Raw genomic sequence first — 19,031 nt, 5'->3', positions numbered from 1 at the left:
CGGTGAGATCTCCGCGGTGGAGAGCTCCGCGGTGGATTGCTGCTGCTGGAGTGCCGTGGGCGCGGAGCGGCGCTCACCGGTCTGGGTGCGGCGGGCGCCGCCGGTGCCGCATCCTTCGGGACCGGTCGGGGGCCGTCGTCGGCGGTGGTACGGGGCGCGGGCTCCTGGTGATCAGGAACCGACCGGGCGGATACCGTGGCCGGCCCAATCCGGGGCCGGAGCGGCGAGGGCCGTGAGCCGGTCGAGGGTGGCGTCGGGGAACGGGACGGCGTGCCCCTGGTCCTGATCGACATGGAGGGCGAAGAGTTCCTCGGTGGCCACGGGGTCGCCGGTGGGAGCACCAAAGGGAGGGCAACGGTACATCTCGTGAAGCAGGCGGAGCTTCTTCGGGGCCACGCCCAACACCGTGGTGCGGACGGCCAGTTGACCGCCGCGGGGGACCTCGTCGAGATAGCGGACGTGGGCCTCGACGGTGTAAAGCGAGCAGCCCGTGCGTGCGCGGTAGCCGGAGTCGAGGCCGATCGCGTCCATCAGGGCGTCGGTGGCGAAGCCGAAGACCAGGACGTAGTACGCCTCGCTGAGGTGGCCGTTGTAGTCGATCCACTCGTCCTGGACGTCCTGCCGGAAAAGCGGGAGAGGAGGGCGAAGGGCGGGGTGGGGGAGGGGGGAGGGGCCCCCACCGGAGGGGGTCGGTGCGCCGCTCATCAGGCCGGGCTCCCAGGCGTGTTGGGGGTCCTCTGGTTGTCGGGCGTGGCGTGGGCGGCGGGGGCAGTGTGGCTGTTGGGCACGACGTGGGTGTCGAGGCCAGGGTGGCCATCGGAGCCGTTAGCACCGTTGGAGCTGTTGTGGGCAGCGTGGTTGTTGGGGTGCGGGGTGTGTTCGGTGGTGGCGTGGGGGGCTTGGTGGGGGAGGCGGCCGGTGGCGCGGAGGACGTTGATGACGCCCTGGTCGCGTTCGGCCACCAGGTCGGCGTAGGTGCGGTCGCCGGCGGCGGTGGCGCAGCCGTCGACCATGGCGTCACGGAGTTCCCGGTCCAGCTCGGGGGCCTCCAGGCGGGTCCACGGGGACTTCAGGGAGGGGCCGAAGTGGTCGAGCATGTGGGCCATGCCGCCCTCGCCGCCGGCCAGCGCGAAGGTCAGGCAGGGGCCCATGAACGCCCAACGCAGGCCCGGGCCTTCGGTGATGGAGGCGTCGATGTCCTCGACCGTGGCCTCGCCGTTGGCGACCATGTGCAGCGCCTCGCGCCACAGCGCTTCCTGCAGGCGGTTGGCGATGAAGCCGGGGAGTTCGCGGTCCATGGTGATGACCGACTTGCCGGCGAGGTCGTAGAAGCGGGATGCCCAGGTCACGGCCTCGGGGGCGGTGTGGGCGCCGCCGACGACCTCGACCAGCGGGATCAGGTACGGCGGGTTGAAGGGGTGGCCGACGACGAGGCGGGCCGGGTCCGCCGCCTGGGTCTGCATGTCGGTCATCGGGTAGCCGGAGGTGGAGGAGGCGATGACCACGCCGGGGGGCGTGGCGGCAGCCAGTTCGGCGAGGAGCGAGCGCTTCAACTCCAGCTTCTCCGGGGCGCTTTCCTGGACGAAGTCGGCGTCGGCGACGGCCTCGGCGAGGGTCGGGACGACCGTCAGCCGGTCCTGGGACGCGCCCTCGGCAAGTCCCAGTTGTTCCAGGGCGGGCCAGGCGGCGGACACCAGGCGGCGCAGCTTCTCCTCGGCGTCGTCGGCGGGGTCCCAGGCGGTGACGTCGTAGCCGCGGGCGAGGAAGTGGGCGACCCAGCCGCCGCCTATGACGCCGGCGCCGATGCACGCCACCCGACGTGCGGCTTCGGGGGTGGTGGAGGGGGTGTAGGACATGGGGCTGCCTCCTGCGCGGAATGCGGAGAGTGGTGAGGGGAGGGGCGAGGGCGCGGTATGCGAGGTGTGTGAGGCCGGGTTGGGGCGCGGGGCGTGAAGTGGCTGGTGATGGTGGGGCGAGGCGGTGACGGGCGGACAGGTGTGGTGTCGGTCCGCTCGTCACCGTGGGGTTCTGCGGCGCCCGCCCGTTGGTGTCCCCGTGGTGCCCGGCGGGCGTGCCTCAGCTGCGGGGCTTCAGGCCCAGGCGGGTGCGGGCCTGGTCCGGGGTGGCGACGGTCGCGCCGAGGAGTTCGGTGATCTGGACGGCGCGTTCGACGAGTTGGGCGTTGGTGGCCTTGACGCCGCGGCTCAGGTAGAGGTTGTCCTCCAGGCCGACGCGGACGTTGCCGCCGAGCAGGATCGACTGGGCGACCCACGGCATCTGCATCCGGCCGAGCGCGAAGCTGGCCCACTCGGCGCCCTCGGGCAGCATGTTCACCATCGACTGGAGGACGCCGGGGTCGGCCGGGGCGCCCCACGGTATGCCCATGCACAACTGGAAGACGGTGGGGTCGTCCAGCAGTCCCTCGGCGAGCAACTGCTTGGCGAACCAGAGCTGGCCGGTGTCGAAGATCTCCAACTCCGGCCGGACGCCGAGTTCCTGGATCCGCTTCGCCCCGGCGCGCAGCATGTCGGGGGTGGAGACGTAGAGCGTGGAGCCGTCGCCGAAGTTGAGGGAGCCGCAGTCCAGGGTGCAGATGTCGGGGAGCAGGTCCTCGACGTGCGGGAGGCGTTCGAGGCCGCTGACCAGGTCGGTGCCGGGAAGCTGGGTGAGCGGGCGCTCGGGGTCGATGACCAGGTCGCCGCCCATGCCGGCGGTGAGGTTGATGACGACGTCCGTGCCGGTCTGCTTGATGCGGTCGACGACCTCGGCGTAGAGGCGGGGGTCGCGGGACGGGTCGCCGGTCTCGGGGTCGCGCACGTGGATGTGCACCACCGCGGCGCCCGCGGCGGCCGCCTCGACCGCGGAGCGGGCGATCTGCTCGGGCGTCACGGGGACGTGCGGGGAGCGGCGGACGGTGTCACCGGCGCCGGTCAGGGCGCAGGTGATGATGACCTCGTTGGTGGGGGCGGTGGCCATGGGGTCCCTTCGGTAGGAGCGGTGGGGTGGCGTGGGTGAGGGGAGAGGTGGCGGTCGGTGTTTCCCCGGGGTGCGGGTGAGCTGAGGAGTCCGGGCGCGCTCGACGGGCGCGGCCCGACTGCCCGCGCGGTAGCCGGCCCGCGGCTAGCCCGCCCCGGCGGCACGTCGCGAACGTCGTCGGAGCGTCGCGAACGTCGTCGGAGCGAGATGAACGTGGTCGGGGCGTCACGAACGTCGTCGGGCGGCGGGAGGGGACTCGGCGGCGGTGTCGTCGGAAGCGGTGTCGTCGGCAGTGGAGGCGTCGGGGTCGGTGGCCGCGGAGTCGACGCTCGCAAAGTCAGTGGCCGCGTCCTTCCCGCCACACCCCAACTCGTTGTCCACGAAGGCCGACAGGGCGGCATGCATGGTGTCCGGGGTGGTGCTGTCCGGGGCGGTGGCCAGGACCTGGGTGGCCAGGCCGTCGATGAGCGCGGTGAGGCGGAGGGCGGTGACGTCGGGGTCGACGGGGCGGAAGACGCCCTGGTCGATGCCGCGGCGGAGGACGTCGGCGACGGTGGTGCGCCACTGCCGGTAGTAGTGCTCGTGGAGGCGCCCCACGGCGGTGTCGCGGGCGGCCTGGGCCCACAGGTCGAGCCAGACCAGCCACTGCCGGCGCTGTTGTGCGGTGCGCGGGGTCTGGAGGGCGATCAGGTGCAGCAGTTCGGCGCGGGCGTCGGGGGCCTTCGCCAGTCCGGCCGCGCGGCGTTCGGTGTCCTCGTCCATGCACCAGCGGACGGCCGCCTCCAGCAGTTCGTCGCGGCCGGGGAAGTGGTAGTGGACGGCGGCCGTGCTGGTGCCGCAGGCGGCGGCGATGTCGGCGACCCGTACGGCGTGGAAGCCGTGTTCGGCGATCAGCCGGACGGTTTCCCGGACGATCTGCAGCGGGCGGCCGCCTTCGGGGACCGGGGCCGGGCCGCGCCCGGGCGGTGCCGCGGGGCGTTCCGGGGCGCCGAGCAGCCAGCCGGTGTCGACCCCGCCGATGTCGGCGATCCGGACGATCTCGGCGAGGGCGAAGCGCCGGGTGCCGCCCAGTGATCTGGAGAGTTTGGAGGGGTCCATCACGATCCGTCGGGCGAACTCGCGATGGCTGCAACCGAGCCGGGCGATCACCTGCCGGACCCGGTCGGTGACCTGTCCGGTGTCGTCGGCGATCCGGCCGCCGGGGTCTGCGTCCATGGCCGGGGACGCTAACAGGGCGTTGAGAACATCGCAACGGATGTGAGGGAGTGCAAGGGTGAAAGCTGCTGTTCTGTACGGATATGGGGGATGGTGTTGCGGGCTGGCTGATGTATGAGTCAGTAGTGGGGCGGGTGGGGTGTGGCGGGCTGGGTCCGGGCCGCTGGACAAGCCGCAATACGGGTGAATGTGGCAAAGTGACGGCATGGCTGACCGGGGAGCGAAGCGGCCCACCGTGTCGGTGCCGGACGACTGGCCCGCCCACCCGGACCTGACGCTGGCCCTCAACGGGATGGGCGGCTTCGACTGGGACCTCGACAGCGGGCTGATGCACCTGGACCCGCCCGCGCTGGAGGTCTTCGACCTCCGCCCGGGGGAGTACGACGACCGCCCGGCCACCCTCGGCTGCCGGGTGCCGGACTACGAGGCGGCGCGGCTGGAGGCGCTGGTGACCCGGGCGCTCAAGGACGGCAGCCATTCCTACGGGGCCTACTTCCGGGTCCGGCTGCGGGACGGCGCACTGCGCTGGACGCACGCCCAGGGCAGCATCCGCCGGGACGCCATCGGCCGCCCCCGCCGGGTCATCGGCGTGGTCCGGGACGCCACCGGCGAGTACGCCCAGGCCGCCGAGCGGATCGCGGTCACCGAGGAGCGCCGGCGGCACACCAGCATCGTCGAGCGCACCACCGCCGCCCTGGCGCACGCCCGCACGGTCGGCGAGGTGATCGGCGTCCTCGCCGGCGACGAGGGGCTGAACCGGCTGGGCGCGGAGAACGTCATCCTGGGCCTGGTCGAGGCCGGCCGGATCCGGCTGGTCTCCGAGGGCCGGGCGGGCAGTTACGTGCCGGACCTGGAGTACACCCGGGTCGGCGACGAGTTCCCGATGAGCGAGGTGGTGCGGACCCTGACCCCGCGGTTCGTCCGCAGCCGCGCCGAGTTCCGCGACAACTACCCGCGGCTGTGGCCGGCCGTCGAGCCGTTGAACGTCGGCTCCGGGGCGTATCTGCCGCTGATCGCCCAGGGGCGTCCGATCGGGGTGATCGGCCTGTTCTTCGAGCGCGAGACCGACTTCCCCGACCAGGAGCGCAACGTGCTGGTCGCGCTGGGCAGCAGCATCGCGCAGAGCCTGGCCCGGGCGATGCTCTACGACCAGGAGCACGAGATCGCGGCCGGCCTGCAGCAGGCGATGCTGCCGCGTCGGATCCCGGGCGTCGTCGAGGCGCAGATCGCGGTCCGCTACCGCTCCGCCCGGATGGGCCGGGACATCGGCGGCGACTGGTACGACGTGATCCCGCTGCCGGACGGCCGGGTCGCCGCCGTCATCGGCGACGTCCAGGGGCACGACACCCAGGCCGCCGCGCTCATGGGCCAGTTGCGGATCGTGCTGCGCGCCTACGCCGCGGAGGGGCACGCGCCAGCGACCGTGATGGCCCGCGCCTCCGCGTTCCTCAACGAGCTCGACACCGACCGCTTCGCCACCTGTACCTACGTCGACGCCGACCTGGCCACCGGTGCCGCCCGGTTCGTGCGGGCCGGTCACCTCGATCCGATGGTGCGGCACGCCGAGGGCATCTGTCGGCGGCTGCCGGTGGCCGGCGGGCTGCCGCTGGGCCTCTCCTCCGAATTCCGGCTGCTGGACTACCCGGTGACCACCGTGCACCTCGCGCCGGGCGACACGCTGGTGCTGTGCACGGACGGCCTGGTGGAGGAGCCGGGCGCCGATCTGGACGCCGGGCTGCGGCACTTGGCCCGGGAGGTCCGCGACGGCCCGTCGGACGTCCAGCAACTCGCCGACCGGCTCTGCGAGTCGGTGGACGGCCGGCGCGGCGAGGACGACATGGCGCTGCTGTTGCTGCGTCGGCTCGGGCCGCCCGAGCACGACACGGCGGGCCGTCTCCGTCAACACGTCGCCCCCGCCGACCCGGCGGCGCTGTCCTCCGCCCGTCACATGATCCGTGCCGCGGTGCGCGCCTGGGGCGCCGGCGACCGCGCCGAGGAGGTCGAACTGGTTGCCGACGAGCTGATCACCAACGCGCTGCTGCACACCGACGGCGAGGCGGTCGTCAGCCTCCGGATGCCGCACGGGGCGGAACGGCGGCTGCGGTTGGAGGTCGAGGACGGGGCCAGCAGCCTGCCGCGCCGCCGCGAACCGGGCGAGTCCGGGGTCTCCGGCCGCGGCCTGCTGCTCGTCGACCGGCTCGCGGATGTGTGGGGAGTGGAACCGCGCGGCGGTGGAAAGTGCGTATGGTGCGAGTTCAACTGCCCCTGACCGGGAAGGCCCTGGCCGACCTCGGGACCCAGCGGGCGCGGGCGCCGAGGGATCGGCACGGCCAAGTGAGGACTGCTCTATGGAATCGCGGGCGGAACAGCGCGAGGGCGCCCGCCGGTTGGCGGCGCGACTCGACGCGGACGGCGTCGGCAACATCGCGCTGACCTGGGTGGACAATGCGGGCATCGCCCGCGCCAAGACGGTGCCGGCCCGGCGGTTGACGGACGTCGTCGAGCGGGGCGTGGGGATGTCGCCGGTCTTCGACGTGTTCACCTCCGACGACGCCGTCACCGCCTCCGACCACCTCGGCGGTCCGGACGGCGATCTGCGGCTCTTCCCCGACCTGGCGCGGCTCACCACCCTGGCCGCGCAGCCCGGTTGGGCCTGGGCGCCGGTCGACCGCTACGACCAGCTCGGGCAGCCGCACCCGGCCTGCCAACGCCTGTTCGCCCGCCGGATGGTCGACCGGGCCGCGGCCGCCGGCCTCGACCTGCGGATGGGCTTCGAGACGGAGTGGGTGGTCGCCCGCGCCCCGCAGGGCCGCGCCGACGCCGACGCGCTCGACTACCCCTGCGCCGGCCCCGCCTACGGCATGGCCCGGGTCGTGGAACTCTCCGACTACCTCCGGGACGTCACCGAGGCGCTGCTCGTCCAGGGCGTCGACGTGCTCCAGATCCACCCCGAGTACGCGGCCGGCCAGTTCGAGGTCAGCACCGCGCCGCACGACCCGGTGCGCGCCGCCGACGAGGTGGTCCTGGTCCGCGAGACGATCCGTGCGGTCTCCGCCCGGCACGGGCTGCGCGCCTCCTTCGCCCCGTCCGTCGTCGCCGGCGAGGTCGGCAACGGCTGCCACCTCCACCTCAGCCTCCGCCGCGACGGGGCGAGCCTGCACCGGGCCGCCGGCGCCGACTGGGCCCTGGCGCCCGACGCGGCGTCGTTCCTCGCCGGGGTGCTGGACGCGCTGCCCGCCCTGCTCGCCATCGGCTGTCCCTCGCCCGCCAGTTACCTGCGGCTGCTGCCCTCCCATTGGGCCGGCGTGTACCAGTGCTGGGGCGTGGAGAACCGCGAGGCGGCGCTGCGGCTGGTCACCGGCGCGCCCGACGACCCCGACGGCGGACACGCCGAGGTCAAGACCTTCGACGCCGCCGCCAACCCGTACCTCGCCGTCGGCGCGGTGATCGCCGCCGGGCTGCACGGCATCGACACCGGGGCCCGACTCCCCGCCCCGCAGACCGGTGACCCCGGCGCCCTGGGCGTCCGCGAGCGCGCCCGGCGCGGCATCGTCCGGCTGCCGGCCACGCTCACCGAGGCCACCGACCGGTTCGAGAAGTCGACGCCGCTGCGGGAGGCGTTGGGGGAGGTGCTGTACGGCGCGGTGCTCGCGGTGCGGCGCGCCGAGGAGGCGCACTTCGCGGAGTGGGAGCCGGCCCAGATCGCCGCGGCCACCCGTTGGCGCTGGTGAGCGCCGCCGACGCGCCGCGGCCGGTCGGCGACGCCGGCGCCCCGGTGCTGGACGGGCTGCCGCCGCTGGTGGACCACCACTGCCACGGCGTGATCCGGTACGCACCAAACGCCGGGACGTTCGCCGCGTTCCTCACTGAATCGGACCGGCCGCCGGCGGCCGGCACCACGTACTTCGACACCCAGACCGGCTTCGCGGTCCGCCGCTGGTGCCCGCCGCTGCTCGACCTGCCCGCGCACTGCCCGCCCGAGGAATACCTGGCCCGCCGCCGCGAGTTGGGCCCGGACGAGACCCGGCGGCGGCTGCTGTCCGCCACCGGCATCGGCGCGTACCTCGTCGACACCGGGCTGCCCGGCGACCTGACCGGGCCGGAGGAGACCGCGGCCGCGGGCGGCGCCGCCGGCCATGAGGTGGTGCGGCTGGAGGCGCTCGCCGAGCGCGTCGCGGCCGACCACCGGGGGAGTGAAGGGGCCGTGCGCGCCGGGGAGTTCGCGGACGCCCTCGGTCGCGCGGTGTGCGCCGCGGCCCGCACCGCCGTCGCCTTCAAGTCGGTGGCCGCCTACCGGCACGGCCTCGCCCTGGACCCCCGGCCGCCCGGCCCGGACGCGGTGCGGACCGCGGCCCGCGCCTGGCTCGGCGCGGGCGCCCCGCGGCTCACCGACCCGGTCCTGCTGTGCCACCTCGTCCAACTCGCCGTCGCCACCGGCCGCCCGCTCCAACTGCACACCGGCTTCGGCGATCCCGACCTGCGGCTGGACCACGCCGACCCGGCGCTCCTCACCGACCTGGTCCGGGCCACCGCGGACACCGGCACCGACCTGGTGCTGCTGCACTGCTACCCGTACCACCGGCAGGCCGCCTACCTCGCCGGGGCCTTCCCGCACGTCTACGCCGACGTCGGGCTGTCGCTGACGCACACCGGCCCGCGGGCCACCGCCGTGCTCGCCGAGTTCCTCGAACTGGCGCCGTTCGGGAAGCTGTTGTTCTCCACCGACGCCTACGGGCTCCCGGAGCTGTACGCGGTGGGCAGCGCGCTGTTCCGGGTGGCGCTGGGGGAGGTGCTGGGCGGCTGGGTGGCGTCCGGGGCCTGGTCGGCGGGGGACGCCCGGCGGGTCGCGGCGATGATCGCGGCGGGTACGGCGCGCCGGGTCTACGGGCTGGCGGGCGTCAACGGCGGGGCGGAGAACGGGAAGTAAGGGGCACCCGACCGGGACACCTGTTCCATCGTGGCCGCGCGGCGTGGTTTACTGCCGCGTGCCACGTACAACTACCTCTGACGCGCCGGCCGATGACCGGGCCGGAAAGGGCGACAAGCCCCGAATACCGCTGCGCGGCCGGATCTTCGTCGACCTGACCCCGCTGCGCACCTCCCCCGACTACCGCCGCCTGTGGTGCGGCAACACCGTCTCCTGGCTGGGCCAGCAGATGACCGCGCTCGCGGTCTCCCTCCAGGTCTACGCGATCACCGGCTCCACCTTCTCCGTCGGCCTGGTGGGCCTGTGTTCGCTGATCCCGCTGGTCGTCTTCGGGCTCTACGGCGGCGCCATCGCCGACACCGTCGACCGCCGCAAACTGGGCCTGGCCAGCGCCACCGGCGCCACCGTCCTGTCCGTCACGCTGGCCGCCGCGGCGCTCGCCGGCTACCACCGGGTCTGGCTGCTCTACACCGTCGTCGCCCTCCAGGCCGTCTGCTTCGCGATGAACTCGCCGGCCCGCACGTCGATGGTCCCCCGCCTGCTGCCCACCGAGCAGTTGCCGGCCGCCAACGCCCTGCAGTCGCTCACCTCCAACCTCGGCCTGATGGGCGGCCCGATGCTGGGCGGCCTGATCGTCGGCCTGTGGGGCTACCAGGCGGCGTACCTCGTCGACGTGGCCGCCTTCGGCGTCTCGCTCTACGCGATGTGGCGGCTGCCGTCGATGCGGCCCGGCCGGGGCGACGGCCCGACCCGCCGCGCCTCCGTCCTGGACGGCCTGCGCTTCCTGGCCACCCGCCCCAACCTGCGGATGACGTTCTTCGCCGACCTGGCCGCGATGGTGCTGGCCCAGCCCCGCGCGCTGTTCCCGGCGATCGCCGCGCTCTGGTTCGGCGGCGACGCCAAGACCGTCGGCCTGCTGGTCGCCGCGCCCGCGGTCGGCGCCGTCCTGGGCGGCCTGTTCTCCGGCTGGCTCGGGGGCATCCGCCGGCACGGCCTGGCGATCCTGCTCTCGGTGGCGTCCTGGGGCGCCGCCGTCACCGCCTTCGGCCTCTCCCGACACCTGTGGCTCGGCCTGTTCTTCCTGGCCGTCGCGGGCTGCGCGGACACCGTCTCCATGGTGTTCCGCAGCACCATGCTCCAGGCCGCCACCCCCGACGAGATGCGCGGCCGGCTCCAGGGCGTCTTCATCGTGGTCGTCGCCGGCGGCCCCCGGCTCGGCGACTTCCTCGCCGGCTCCGCGGCCGACCTGGCCTCGCCGGCCGCGGCGGTGATCGGCGGCGGACTGGCCTGCGTCCTGGTCGTCACCGCGCTCGGACTCGGCCGGCGCGCCTTCGCCCGGTACGACGCCCGCGACCCGCAGCCGTGACCCCCGCGGCGCCCGGCCGGCCGGCCCCCGCCACCGCACCGACCGGGCGCCGGAACCCGCCGTGCGCCGGGGCCATGGACGGGCCAGACTCGGGTACGGGGGCACCAACAGGCACCATTCGTCCCGATCCGGAGGCCCGCCGTGCAGCGGCAACCGCTCGTCCGCCGTGACCGCACCCCCGACCTCGACCGGCAGCCCCCACCGGTCCCCCCGGACCCCGGAGGCCCACCGCCCGGCCCCGTCCCGGAGCCCCCGCCCGGCCCGGTCCCCGAACCGCCGCCCGGGCCCGTCCCGCCCGAACCGCTCCCCGGGCCGCCCCACCCCCCGGAGCCGCCCGATCCGATCCCGCCGGAACCGTCGCCGGTGCCGCGCCCGCCCGGGCCCGACCCCGACCCGGTCCCGGAGCCCTCCCCGGCCCCCGGGCCGCTCACCCGGGCGCCCGCCCGACGCCCGTGACACCAGACCACACCGCGAGGAGGTACCGCTCATGGCCATCGCCACGGTCAACCCGGCCACCGGCGAGACCCTCAAGACCTTCGACGCGCTCAACGCGGGCGAGATCGAGGACCGCCTGGTCCGCGCCGACCAGGCGTTCCAGGAACACCGCACCACGTCCTTCGCCCGCCGCGCCGAACTCCTGCACGCCGCCGCCGATCTGCTCGAAGCCGACCGGGACGACATCGCCCGCACCATGACCACCGAGATGGGCAAGCCACTGGCCCAGGCCCGCGCCGAGGCCGCCAAGTGCGTCAAGACCATGCGCTGGTACGCCGACCGCGCCGAGGCGCTGCTCGCCGACGAACGGCCCGACCCCGCCGACGTCCAGGACGCCGGCGCGGCCCGCGCCGTGGTGCGCTACCGCCCGCTCGGCACCGTCCTCGCCGTGATGCCCTGGAACTTCCCGCTCTGGCAGGTCGTCCGGTTCGCCGCGCCCGCCCTCATGGCCGGCAACACCGGGCTGCTCAAGCACGCCTCCAACGTGCCGCAGACCGCGCTCTATCTGGAGGAGCTGTTCCGCCGCGCCGGCTACCCCGACGGCTGCTTCCAGACCCTGCTGATCGGCTCCGGCGCCGTCGAGGACATCCTCCGCGACCCGCGGATCGCCGCCGCCACCCTCACCGGCAGCGAACCCGCCGGCCGCGCGGTCGCCGCCACCGCCGGCGACGAGGTCAAGAAGACCGTCCTGGAGCTCGGCGGCAGCGACCCCTACCTCGTCCTGCCCTCCGCCGACCTCGACAAGGCCGCCCGGGTCGCCGTCACCGCCCGGGTCCAGAACAACGGCCAGTCCTGCATCGCCGCCAAGCGGTTCATCGTCCACGACGCCGTCCACGACGCCTTCGCCGAGCGGTTCACCGCGGGCATGGCCGCGCTGACCGTCGGCGACCCGATGGACGAGGGCACCGACGTCGGCCCGCTCTCCAGCGAGCAGGGCCGCTCCGACCTGGAGGAGCTGGTCGACGACGCGATCCACCAGGGCGCCCGGGCGCTGTGCGGCGGCCGCCGCCCGCCGGACCGGCACGCCGGCTGGTTCTACGAGCCGACCGTGCTCACCGGCATCACCCCGGGCATGCGGATCCACCACGAGGAGGCGTTCGGTCCGGTCGCCACGCTCTACCGCGTCGCCGACCTCGACGAGGCGGTCGCCCTCGCCAACGACACGCCGTTCGGCCTCAGTTCCAACGCCTGGACCCGGGACGCCGACGAACAGCAGCGGCTGGCCCGGGACTTGCAGGCCGGCGGGGTGTACTTCAACGGCATGACCGCCTCCCACCCCGGCCTGCCGTTCGGCGGCGCCAAGCGCTCCGGCTACGGTCGGGAGCTCTCCGGCCACGGTATCCGGGAGTTCTGCAACATGACCACGCTGTGGTACGGGCCCGAGGACTGACCCGCCACGCACCGCGGCCGGGCGCCCCGACTCGTCGGGGCGCCCGGCCCGTTCACGGTGCGGCCCACAGCGTGACGGTCAGCTCGAAGGTCGGATTGCCCGGGCCCGCGCCGCTGCTGCTGTCCGAGGTGTCCACCTTGCTGAACGTCATCCGCGCCACCTGGTTCAGCTTGGTCACCACGCACCAGACGGTGCCGGGGGAGACCTTCGCGGCGTTGGTGTTGGGGCCCAGCGGGCTGCCCTCGGCGGCCGCCCGGCACGCCTCGCCCGTGTTCGTCCGGGCGTCCGCGGTGCCCGCCCGGACCGGGCTGCCGTAGCTGCTGGCGAGCGTGATGACGGCCTGGGCGCCGTTCAGCCCGTTCTGGCAGCCGATGTAGTCCAGCGTGGTGCCCCCGGAGGTGTCCACCGTCCGTGCGGTGACCGCGGGCGTGTCGAGATCGAGGGCCTGGGAGACGCTGCCCATGCAGCTCGGCGCGCGCCAGACCACCCGCCGGTCGCGGTAGACCACCTTCGCGGCGGCCGGGCGTGGGGAGTGCGGGCTCTGCGAGGTGGCGCCCGGCGGACCGGTGTCGGGGGCACCGCCGAAGGAGCCGCCCGTATTGCCGGGCGTGTTGGTCCCGCCCGACACGGTGCCGTCCGCGGCCTTGCCCGACCCCCCGTCGTCACCCGCGAACCACCCCCTGACCAGCGACGACGTCAGCAGCACGGCGAGCGCACCGCCGACCGCGGCGGCGATCAGCACCGGCCGGCGGCGACGCGCCGGCCGCGGCGGCGGCACGGGGGCGCCCAGGTGGAACGGCGGCGGATCGCTGGGCGGCGGCGGGGGCGGCGGCATCCTCGGCGGGGGAGGTACCGTCGGACCCGCGACGCGGGCCGCGCCCGGCACCCCCGACGGCCCCCGCAGCAGCACCAACGAGCCCGCCGCGCCGGCCGATCGGCGCTGTGGCCGCGGCAACCCCCGGCTGCGCAGCGCGCGGTCCACCCGCCCGTGGACCTCGTCGAGGGTGAGCGGAACCGGCTCGGCTAGGGCGTCCAACAGGGCGCCGGTGAACGCGGTGTAGGTCTCCCCCTCCGGCGCGTGCGAGGGTGCCGTGCGGGTCGTGGAGGTCAGCGTGTAGGTGCCGGCCAGGTCGAGCTGACCGACCGCCAGGTCGGCCGGATCGGACATCGCGGAGACCGCCCGGCCGGAGAAGCAGCAGTCCACGACCAACACCCGCGCCCGCGCCCGGGCCCCGCTCACGTGCCGCTTGACCAGCTCGATCGGGACGGCGGAGAAGCCCACCTGGTCCCGGTCGGTGTGCACCAGCCCCAGGTGCAGCAACCCGCCGTCGTCCAGCACCCCGTGGCCCGCGTAGTAGACCAGCAGCACCTCCTCGGCCTCCCGCACCGCCCAGGCCAGCGCCGCCCCGATCGCCGAGGCGTCGGTGGGGTCGGGCACCACCCGGCAGTGCTCCGGGGCCAACAACCCGTGGTCCGGGTGGGTCAGGGCCGCCCACAGGCCCCGGAGGTTGGCCGCCACCGACGGGATCGCCGGCAGACCGGTGAACCTGCCGGTGCCGATCAGTACGGCGCGACTGGCCGGCCCGTGCGGGAACCACCGGTCGTCGGGTCTGCCACTCATCGATGCCCTCCCCCTGCATGACGAACGGTCGTCGCCATCCTGGCACGATCACCCCGGATTGCGGCCCCGTTCGCCGGTGCCCGAAGCGACATCGCGCGCCCCGCCCATCTCCCCTGGGGAATAACGGAGTTCGGGGTGCGTCAGGCTCCGTTTCCGGGCGCGGTCTCCGGCACCGAGAACTCGCACCACAGCGCCTTGCCGCTGCCCCGCGGCTCGGCGCCCCACCGGTCCGCCAGCGCCTCCACCAGCAGCAGCCCGCGCCCCGACGTCGCGGTCTCGCCGGGCCGCCGGCGGCGCGGCCACTGGCTGGACCGGTCCTCGACCTCCAGCCGGATCCGGCGCGGCGCACCGGGCAGCAGCTCCACCGACACCAGGGCGCCGCTCTCGGTGTGGGTGAGCGCATTGGCGATCAACTCCGAGGCGGCCACCTCGACATCGTGCGTGACCGCGCCGGCCCGCCACTGGTCCAGCGTGCGGCGCACCGCCGAGCGGACCTCCGCGGTGCCCGCCGGATCGGCCTGGTGGACGTGGAGCCGCAGCCGCGGTGTGGCGGTCGCCCCGCGCACCGCGCTGCGGTGCAGCAGCAACAGCGCCATGTCGTCGTCCGAACCCGGCTCCGCCCACAGGAGGTACGAGAGCCGGTCGGCCAGCGCGTCCAGCTCGGCGGGCCCGGCGCGGACCGCGGCGGAGAGCGCCTCGATCCCGGCCGCGATGTCCCGGCCGGGCTGCTCGACCAGCCCGTCGGTGCACAGCAGCAGCGTCGACCCCGGCTCCAGGAACAACTGGGTCTCCGGGAAGTGGTCCTGCCCGAAGGCGGTGGCCAGCCCCAGCGGCAGCCCGCCGGCCACCTGCGGCCAGTCGATGTGCCGGGAACTGTTGCAGATCAACGGCCCCAGGTGGCCGGCCCGGGCGAGGTGCAGCGCCCCCGACTCCAGGTCCGCCTGGACGTAGGTGCAGGTCGCGAACCGCTCGGTCTCCAGCTCCGCCAGGAAACGGGAGGCCCGCACCAGCACCGTCTCCGGGGCGTGCCCCTCGCTGGCGTAGGCGCGCAGCGCGATCCGCAACTGGCCCATCACCGCTGCCGCGTGGGTGTCGTGCCCCTGGACGTCGCCGACCACCAGCCCGGTACGGCCCTGCGGCAGCGCGATCACGTCGTACCAGTCGCCGCCGACGTCCCGGCCCACGCTCGCCGGGTGGTACCGGACGGTGACCTCACCGCCGGCGATCGGCGGCAGCCGGCGCGGCAGCATCGTCTCCTGGAGCCCGGTCGCGAACTCCCGCTCCTGGTCGAAGAGGGTGGCCCGCTGCAACGACTGCGCCACCACACCGGCCAGCGCCAGCGCCAGGTTCCGGGCCTCCGCCGACTGCACCGCCGGCTCGTGGTTGAACAGCCCCAGCGCCCCGAGGACGGTGTCCTGGGCGATCAGCGGAAGGAAGGCGGCGCTGCCGGTCGGCAGCACGTCGACGAACGGGCGCAGCCGCGGGTAGCGGGCGACCAACTCGCCGCGGGTGCTCAGGAAGCTGGGGCGCCGGGACCGCGCCGCCTCGGACAGCGGAAGGGTGTCGTCCAGCCAGGAGTTCATCATGTCGGCCGGCACCTCGCCGTCCAGCCCGGCGGTGGCGATCACCTCGAACCGGTCGTTCGCCACCAGGCCCAGCACCAGCGCGTCCGCGCCGAACCGCCGGGCGCCGCCGGTCCCGGTCAGCACCCGCGTCACGTCCCGCACCGACAGCGCCCGGGCCAGCGCCGCGGTGGTCTGCTGCACCATCACCGTCTGCCGCTGTCGCTCCTCCTGGAGCGAGCGCAGCAGCGCCGAGTCGGCGAGTTCACTGGTCGCCTCCCGGACGATGCCGACGACCCGGTACGGCGCGCCCCGTGCGTTGCGCAGGATCCGGCCCTGGGAGTGGGTCCACCGCCGGGTCCCGTCCCGGCACTGGATCCGGAAGTACGCGCCGTAGGAGGCGTTGCCTTCCTGGAGCGCCTGGGACAGCGCCGCGTCCAGGCGCAGGCCCTCCTCCGCCGGCAGCCGGGAGAGCAACGACAGCGGCGCGCCGTCGTACTCGCCGGGGCGCAGGTCGAAGACCTTCAGGGCGCCGGGGTCCAGCTCCATGACCCCGCCGTCGAGATCCCAGTCGAAGGTGCCCATCCGGTTGAGCGACAGCCGCTCCCGCAGGCCGACGGGCTCGTGGTCGGGCACCCCGGGTGCCTCCTCCTCGCCCCGGGGCGCCACCCGGTCGGCGCGGGGGTCGGAGCCCTCCGCGGAGGGGTCGGGGGGCCGCTCGGCCATGCGAACACCTTAGGCGGGGCCACTGGGGGTCGCATTCCCGCTCGCCGTCACTCCCGGTGACGGCGAGCGGCGCCACACCGCCCGGGCGGTGGACGGCGACGCACGCGGGTGGCGGCGGCCGACCGGTAGAGGTGCGGGCGCGCCGGGACCGCCCCGCTCCGGGCGGGCCGGCCCGCCGCCGGTCACCGTGCGTCGTCCGGCGCGCCGTGCCGCCCCGCGCCGGCCGCGAACCGGGCCGCGCCCGTCAACCCCTCCGCCAACACGGCCTGCCCGTACCGGAGTTCGGACGCCATCGCGGCCTCCTCGTCCCGCCCCTCCTGGTCCAGCAGCGAGGCGCGGTCGCTGCGCAGGCACGCCTGCGGCAGACGGGCGAGCTCGGCGGCCAGCCGTTCGGCCGCGGTGCGGGCGGCGCCGGTGGGCACCACGCGGTTGACCAGTCCGATGTCGAGGGCCTCCGCGGCCGGCACCGGACGCCCCGTCAGGACCAGGTCCATCGCCCGGCCCGCGCCGATCAACCGGGGCAGTCGCACCGTCCCGCCGTCGATCAGCGGGACGCCCCACCGCCGGCAGAACACCCCGAAGACCGCGTCCTCCTCCGCTACCCGCAGATCGCACCAGAGCGCCAACTCCAGGCCGCCGGCCACCGCGTGCCCGGCGACCGCCGCGATCACCGGCTTGCGCAGCCGCATCCGGGTCGGCCCTATCGGCCCGTCGCCGTCCGCCGCCACCCGGTTGCCGCGCGCGGTGCCCACCGCCTTGAGGTCGGCACCGGCGCAGAACGTGCCGCCCGCGCCCCACAGCACCGCCGCCCGCGCCTCCGGATCTGCGTCGAACGCACAGAAGGCGTCAGCGAGTTGACGGGCCGTCGGGCCGTCCACCGCGTTCCGGGCCGCGGGCCGGGACAGCACCACCGTCGTCACCGGCCCGACCCGCTCGACCCGTACGGCCGCCTCGGGCTCGTCGGCCATCAGCCGGCGTCCGCGCCGGTCCGGGCGCGCCCGAGGACCGCGGCGTGGTCCACGCCGGGCGGCAGGGTGCCGAAGGCGTGCCCCCACTCGCCGTCCAACCGGGAGGCGCAGAACGCATCGGCGACCGCCGGGGTACTGTGCCGCACCAGCAACGCCCCCTGGAGCACCAGCGCCAGCCGCTCCGCCAGCGAACGGGCCATGAGCTGGGCCCGCTCCGGGTCGCCCAGGGAGCCGAGCAGCTTCCGCAGCCCGGCCACCGCCGCGTCCAGCCGACGGTCGGTGCCGGCCGCGGCGTCCACCTCCGCGAAGTAGGCGTCCAGCGCGGCCGGTTCCCGGGTCAGCGCGCGCAGCACGTCGAGCGCGGCGACGTTGCCCGAGCCCTCCCAGATCGACAGCAGTGGCGCCTCCCGGTAGAGCCGCGGCATCCCGGAGTCCTCGACGTAGCCGTTGCCGCCCAGGCACTCCAGGGCCTCCGCCGCGTGGCCGCTGCCCCGCTTGCACACCCAGTACTTCCCGGCCGCCAGGGCCAGCCGGCGCAGCGCCGCCTCCCCGGCGTCGCCGGCCCCCGACCGGTCCACCGCGGCCGCCAGCCGCATCCCCAGCACGGTGGCCGCCTCCGACTCCACCGCCAGGTCGGTCAGGACCGCGCGCATCAGCGGCTGGCGGTCCAACTCCCGTCCGAACGCCCGCCGGTGGGCGGTGTGGTGCAGCGCCTGCCGCAGCCCCGCCCGCATCCCGGCCGCCGAGCCCAGCACGCAGTCCAGCCGGGTCATGTTCACCATCTCGACGATGGTCCGCACCCCGCGGCCGGGCTCGCCCACCGGCCAGGCGACGGCGTCCTCGTACTCGATCTCCGACGAGGCGTTGGAGCGGTTGCCCAGCTTGTCCTTGAGGCGCAGCAGCCGCATCCCGTTGCGGCTGCCGTCCGGCAGTACCCGCGGCACCAGGAAGCAGGTCAGCCCCTCGGGCGTCTGCGCCAGCGCCAGGAAGACGTCGCTCATCGGGGCGGAGGTGAACCACTTGTGGCCGGTGAGGCGGTAGCTCCCGTCCCCGGTGGGCACCGCGGCGGTGGTGTTGGCCCGCACGTCCGAGCCGCCCTGCTTCTCGGTCATCGACATGCCGGCGATCAGTCCGCGCTTGCTCAGCGGCGCGCGCAGCCCGAAGTCGTAGGCGCGGGCGGCGAGCAACGGCTCGTACCGCGCGGCGAGTTCGGGGGCTGCGCGCAGCGCGGGCACCGCGGCGTAGGTCATCGAGATCGGGCAGCCGTGGCCGGCCTCGGCCTGCGACCAGACGTAGAACTTGGCGGCGCGCACCAGATGCGCCCCCGCGCGCCGGTCGGTCCACGGCGCGGCGTGCAGACCGTGTTCCACCGCGGTGGTCATCAACTGGTGCCAGGCCGGGTGGAATTCGACCTCGTCCACCCGGTGCCCGTACCGGTCGTGGGTGTGCAGCCGGGGCGGCTGCTGCTCCGCCCAGTGCGCCTGGTCCTGCACCTCCGCGGACCCGGCCAGCGCGCCGAGCTCGACCACCTCGGCCTCGCCCCAGGCGCCGCCCTCCCGGCGCAGCGCCTCCAGCAACGCGGGCTCGTCCGCCGCGCTGAAACCGGTCAGCGGCGGGGCCTGATTGGTTACTTCATGGGTGACGGTCATGACCCTGACGTTACAGATTCCATACGGCTGGAGGAAGGGTGTAAGGGCGGGTGCGGCGTGGGACGCCGGCCGCCTCGGGGGCGCACACCGCGTCCGCGTCCCGTCCGTCCCTGGTCCGCCCCCCGTCCGCCCCGCC

General features: G+C 74.9%; 12 protein-coding genes and 1 pseudogene. 5 read left to right on the top strand and 8 right to left on the bottom strand.

Annotated features, from left to right (window positions below; all coding sequences use genetic code 11):
* Positions 1-171 precede the first annotated feature (171 nt).
* The 4 genes and pseudogenes from ACIQU6_RS07800 to ACIQU6_RS07785 all read right to left on the bottom strand — a co-directional run bounded on the left by ACIQU6_RS07800 (position 172) and on the right by ACIQU6_RS07785 (position 4,191).
* Positions 172-705 carry a thioesterase family protein gene (locus ACIQU6_RS07800; protein WP_403480737.1) on the bottom strand — a complete coding sequence of 178 codons (534 nt, stop codon included), beginning with the start codon at positions 703-705 and terminating at the stop codon, positions 172-174.
* 194 nt (positions 706-899) lie between these two features.
* Positions 900-1,856: pseudogene (locus ACIQU6_RS07795) on the bottom strand (3-hydroxyacyl-CoA dehydrogenase NAD-binding domain-containing protein); the annotation flags it as partial.
* A gap of 220 nt (positions 1,857-2,076) precedes the next feature.
* Complete coding sequence (locus ACIQU6_RS07790; protein WP_403480736.1) at positions 2,077-2,976, bottom strand: 3-keto-5-aminohexanoate cleavage protein; 900 nt, start codon at positions 2,974-2,976, stop codon at positions 2,077-2,079.
* Positions 2,977-3,201: 225 nt separating this feature from the next.
* Entirely contained in the window at positions 3,202-4,191 is a 990-nt protein-coding gene (locus ACIQU6_RS07785; RefSeq protein WP_403480735.1) for a TetR family transcriptional regulator C-terminal domain-containing protein, read from the bottom strand.
* Between the two features lie 205 nt (positions 4,192-4,396).
* Here ACIQU6_RS07785 and ACIQU6_RS07780 point away from each other — a divergent pair, with 205 nt between their 5' ends.
* The 5 genes from ACIQU6_RS07780 (at position 4,397) to ACIQU6_RS07760 (ending at position 12,369) form a co-directional block, all read left to right on the top strand.
* A complete protein-coding gene (locus tag ACIQU6_RS07780; protein ID WP_403480734.1) occupies positions 4,397-6,460 on the top strand; it encodes a SpoIIE family protein phosphatase in 2,064 nt (687 codons plus the stop codon).
* A 79-nt stretch (positions 6,461-6,539) separates the two neighbouring features.
* Entirely contained in the window at positions 6,540-7,922 is a 1,383-nt protein-coding gene (locus ACIQU6_RS07775; RefSeq protein ID WP_403480733.1) for a glutamine synthetase family protein, read from the top strand.
* 47 nt (positions 7,923-7,969) lie between these two features.
* A complete protein-coding gene (locus ACIQU6_RS07770; RefSeq protein ID WP_403480791.1) occupies positions 7,970-9,118 on the top strand; it encodes an amidohydrolase family protein in 1,149 nt (382 codons plus the stop codon).
* A 124-nt stretch (positions 9,119-9,242) separates the two neighbouring features.
* Positions 9,243-10,484 (top strand): MFS transporter, encoded by a 1,242-nt coding sequence (locus ACIQU6_RS07765; protein WP_403480790.1) that lies wholly within the window; start codon positions 9,243-9,245, stop codon positions 10,482-10,484.
* Between the two features lie 487 nt (positions 10,485-10,971).
* Complete coding sequence (locus ACIQU6_RS07760) at positions 10,972-12,369, top strand: NADP-dependent succinic semialdehyde dehydrogenase (protein ID WP_403480732.1); 1,398 nt, start codon at positions 10,972-10,974, stop codon at positions 12,367-12,369.
* A gap of 52 nt (positions 12,370-12,421) precedes the next feature.
* Here ACIQU6_RS07760 and ACIQU6_RS07755 read toward each other — a convergent pair whose 3' ends face one another.
* The 4 genes from ACIQU6_RS07755 to ACIQU6_RS07740 all read right to left on the bottom strand — a co-directional run bounded on the left by ACIQU6_RS07755 (position 12,422) and on the right by ACIQU6_RS07740 (position 18,895).
* Complete coding sequence (locus ACIQU6_RS07755) at positions 12,422-13,990, bottom strand: caspase domain-containing protein (RefSeq protein ID WP_403480731.1); 1,569 nt, start codon at positions 13,988-13,990, stop codon at positions 12,422-12,424.
* Positions 13,991-14,130: 140 nt separating this feature from the next.
* Positions 14,131-16,278 (bottom strand): SpoIIE family protein phosphatase, encoded by a 2,148-nt coding sequence (locus ACIQU6_RS07750; RefSeq protein WP_403480730.1) that lies wholly within the window; start codon positions 16,276-16,278, stop codon positions 14,131-14,133.
* Positions 16,279-16,460: 182 nt separating this feature from the next.
* Complete coding sequence (locus ACIQU6_RS07745) at positions 16,461-17,246, bottom strand: crotonase/enoyl-CoA hydratase family protein (protein WP_403480729.1); 786 nt, start codon at positions 17,244-17,246, stop codon at positions 16,461-16,463.
* Complete coding sequence (locus ACIQU6_RS07740; RefSeq protein ID WP_403480728.1) at positions 17,246-18,895, bottom strand: acyl-CoA dehydrogenase family protein; 1,650 nt, start codon at positions 18,893-18,895, stop codon at positions 17,246-17,248. Before ACIQU6_RS07740 ends, ACIQU6_RS07745 begins: the two co-directional genes overlap by 1 nt.
* Between the last annotated feature and the right edge of the window lie 136 nt (positions 18,896-19,031).

Source organism: Streptomyces sp. NPDC090442 (assembly GCF_044769405.1).
Classification (GTDB): Bacteria; Actinomycetota; Actinomycetes; order Streptomycetales; family Streptomycetaceae; genus Streptomyces.
This window is presented reverse-complemented; position numbering and strand designations above follow the sequence as displayed.

Excerpts from the sequence above, each read along its gene's own strand:
- ACIQU6_RS07800 (WP_403480737.1), bottom strand. The coding sequence starts at position 705 with ATGAGCGGCGCACCGACCCCCTCCGGTGGGGGCCCCTCCCCCCTCCCC.
- ACIQU6_RS07790 (WP_403480736.1), bottom strand. The coding sequence starts at position 2,976 with ATGGCCACCGCCCCCACCAACGAGGTCATCATCACCTGCGCCCTGACC.
- ACIQU6_RS07785 (WP_403480735.1), bottom strand. The coding sequence starts at position 4,191 with ATGGACGCAGACCCCGGCGGCCGGATCGCCGACGACACCGGACAGGTC.
- ACIQU6_RS07780 (WP_403480734.1), top strand. The coding sequence starts at position 4,397 with ATGGCTGACCGGGGAGCGAAGCGGCCCACCGTGTCGGTGCCGGACGAC.
- ACIQU6_RS07775 (WP_403480733.1), top strand. The coding sequence starts at position 6,540 with ATGGAATCGCGGGCGGAACAGCGCGAGGGCGCCCGCCGGTTGGCGGCG.
- ACIQU6_RS07760 (WP_403480732.1), top strand. The coding sequence starts at position 10,972 with ATGGCCATCGCCACGGTCAACCCGGCCACCGGCGAGACCCTCAAGACC.
- ACIQU6_RS07755 (WP_403480731.1), bottom strand. The coding sequence starts at position 13,990 with ATGAGTGGCAGACCCGACGACCGGTGGTTCCCGCACGGGCCGGCCAGT.
- ACIQU6_RS07750 (WP_403480730.1), bottom strand. The coding sequence starts at position 16,278 with ATGGCCGAGCGGCCCCCCGACCCCTCCGCGGAGGGCTCCGACCCCCGC.
- ACIQU6_RS07745 (WP_403480729.1), bottom strand. The coding sequence starts at position 17,246 with ATGGCCGACGAGCCCGAGGCGGCCGTACGGGTCGAGCGGGTCGGGCCG.
- ACIQU6_RS07740 (WP_403480728.1), bottom strand. The coding sequence starts at position 18,895 with ATGACCGTCACCCATGAAGTAACCAATCAGGCCCCGCCGCTGACCGGT.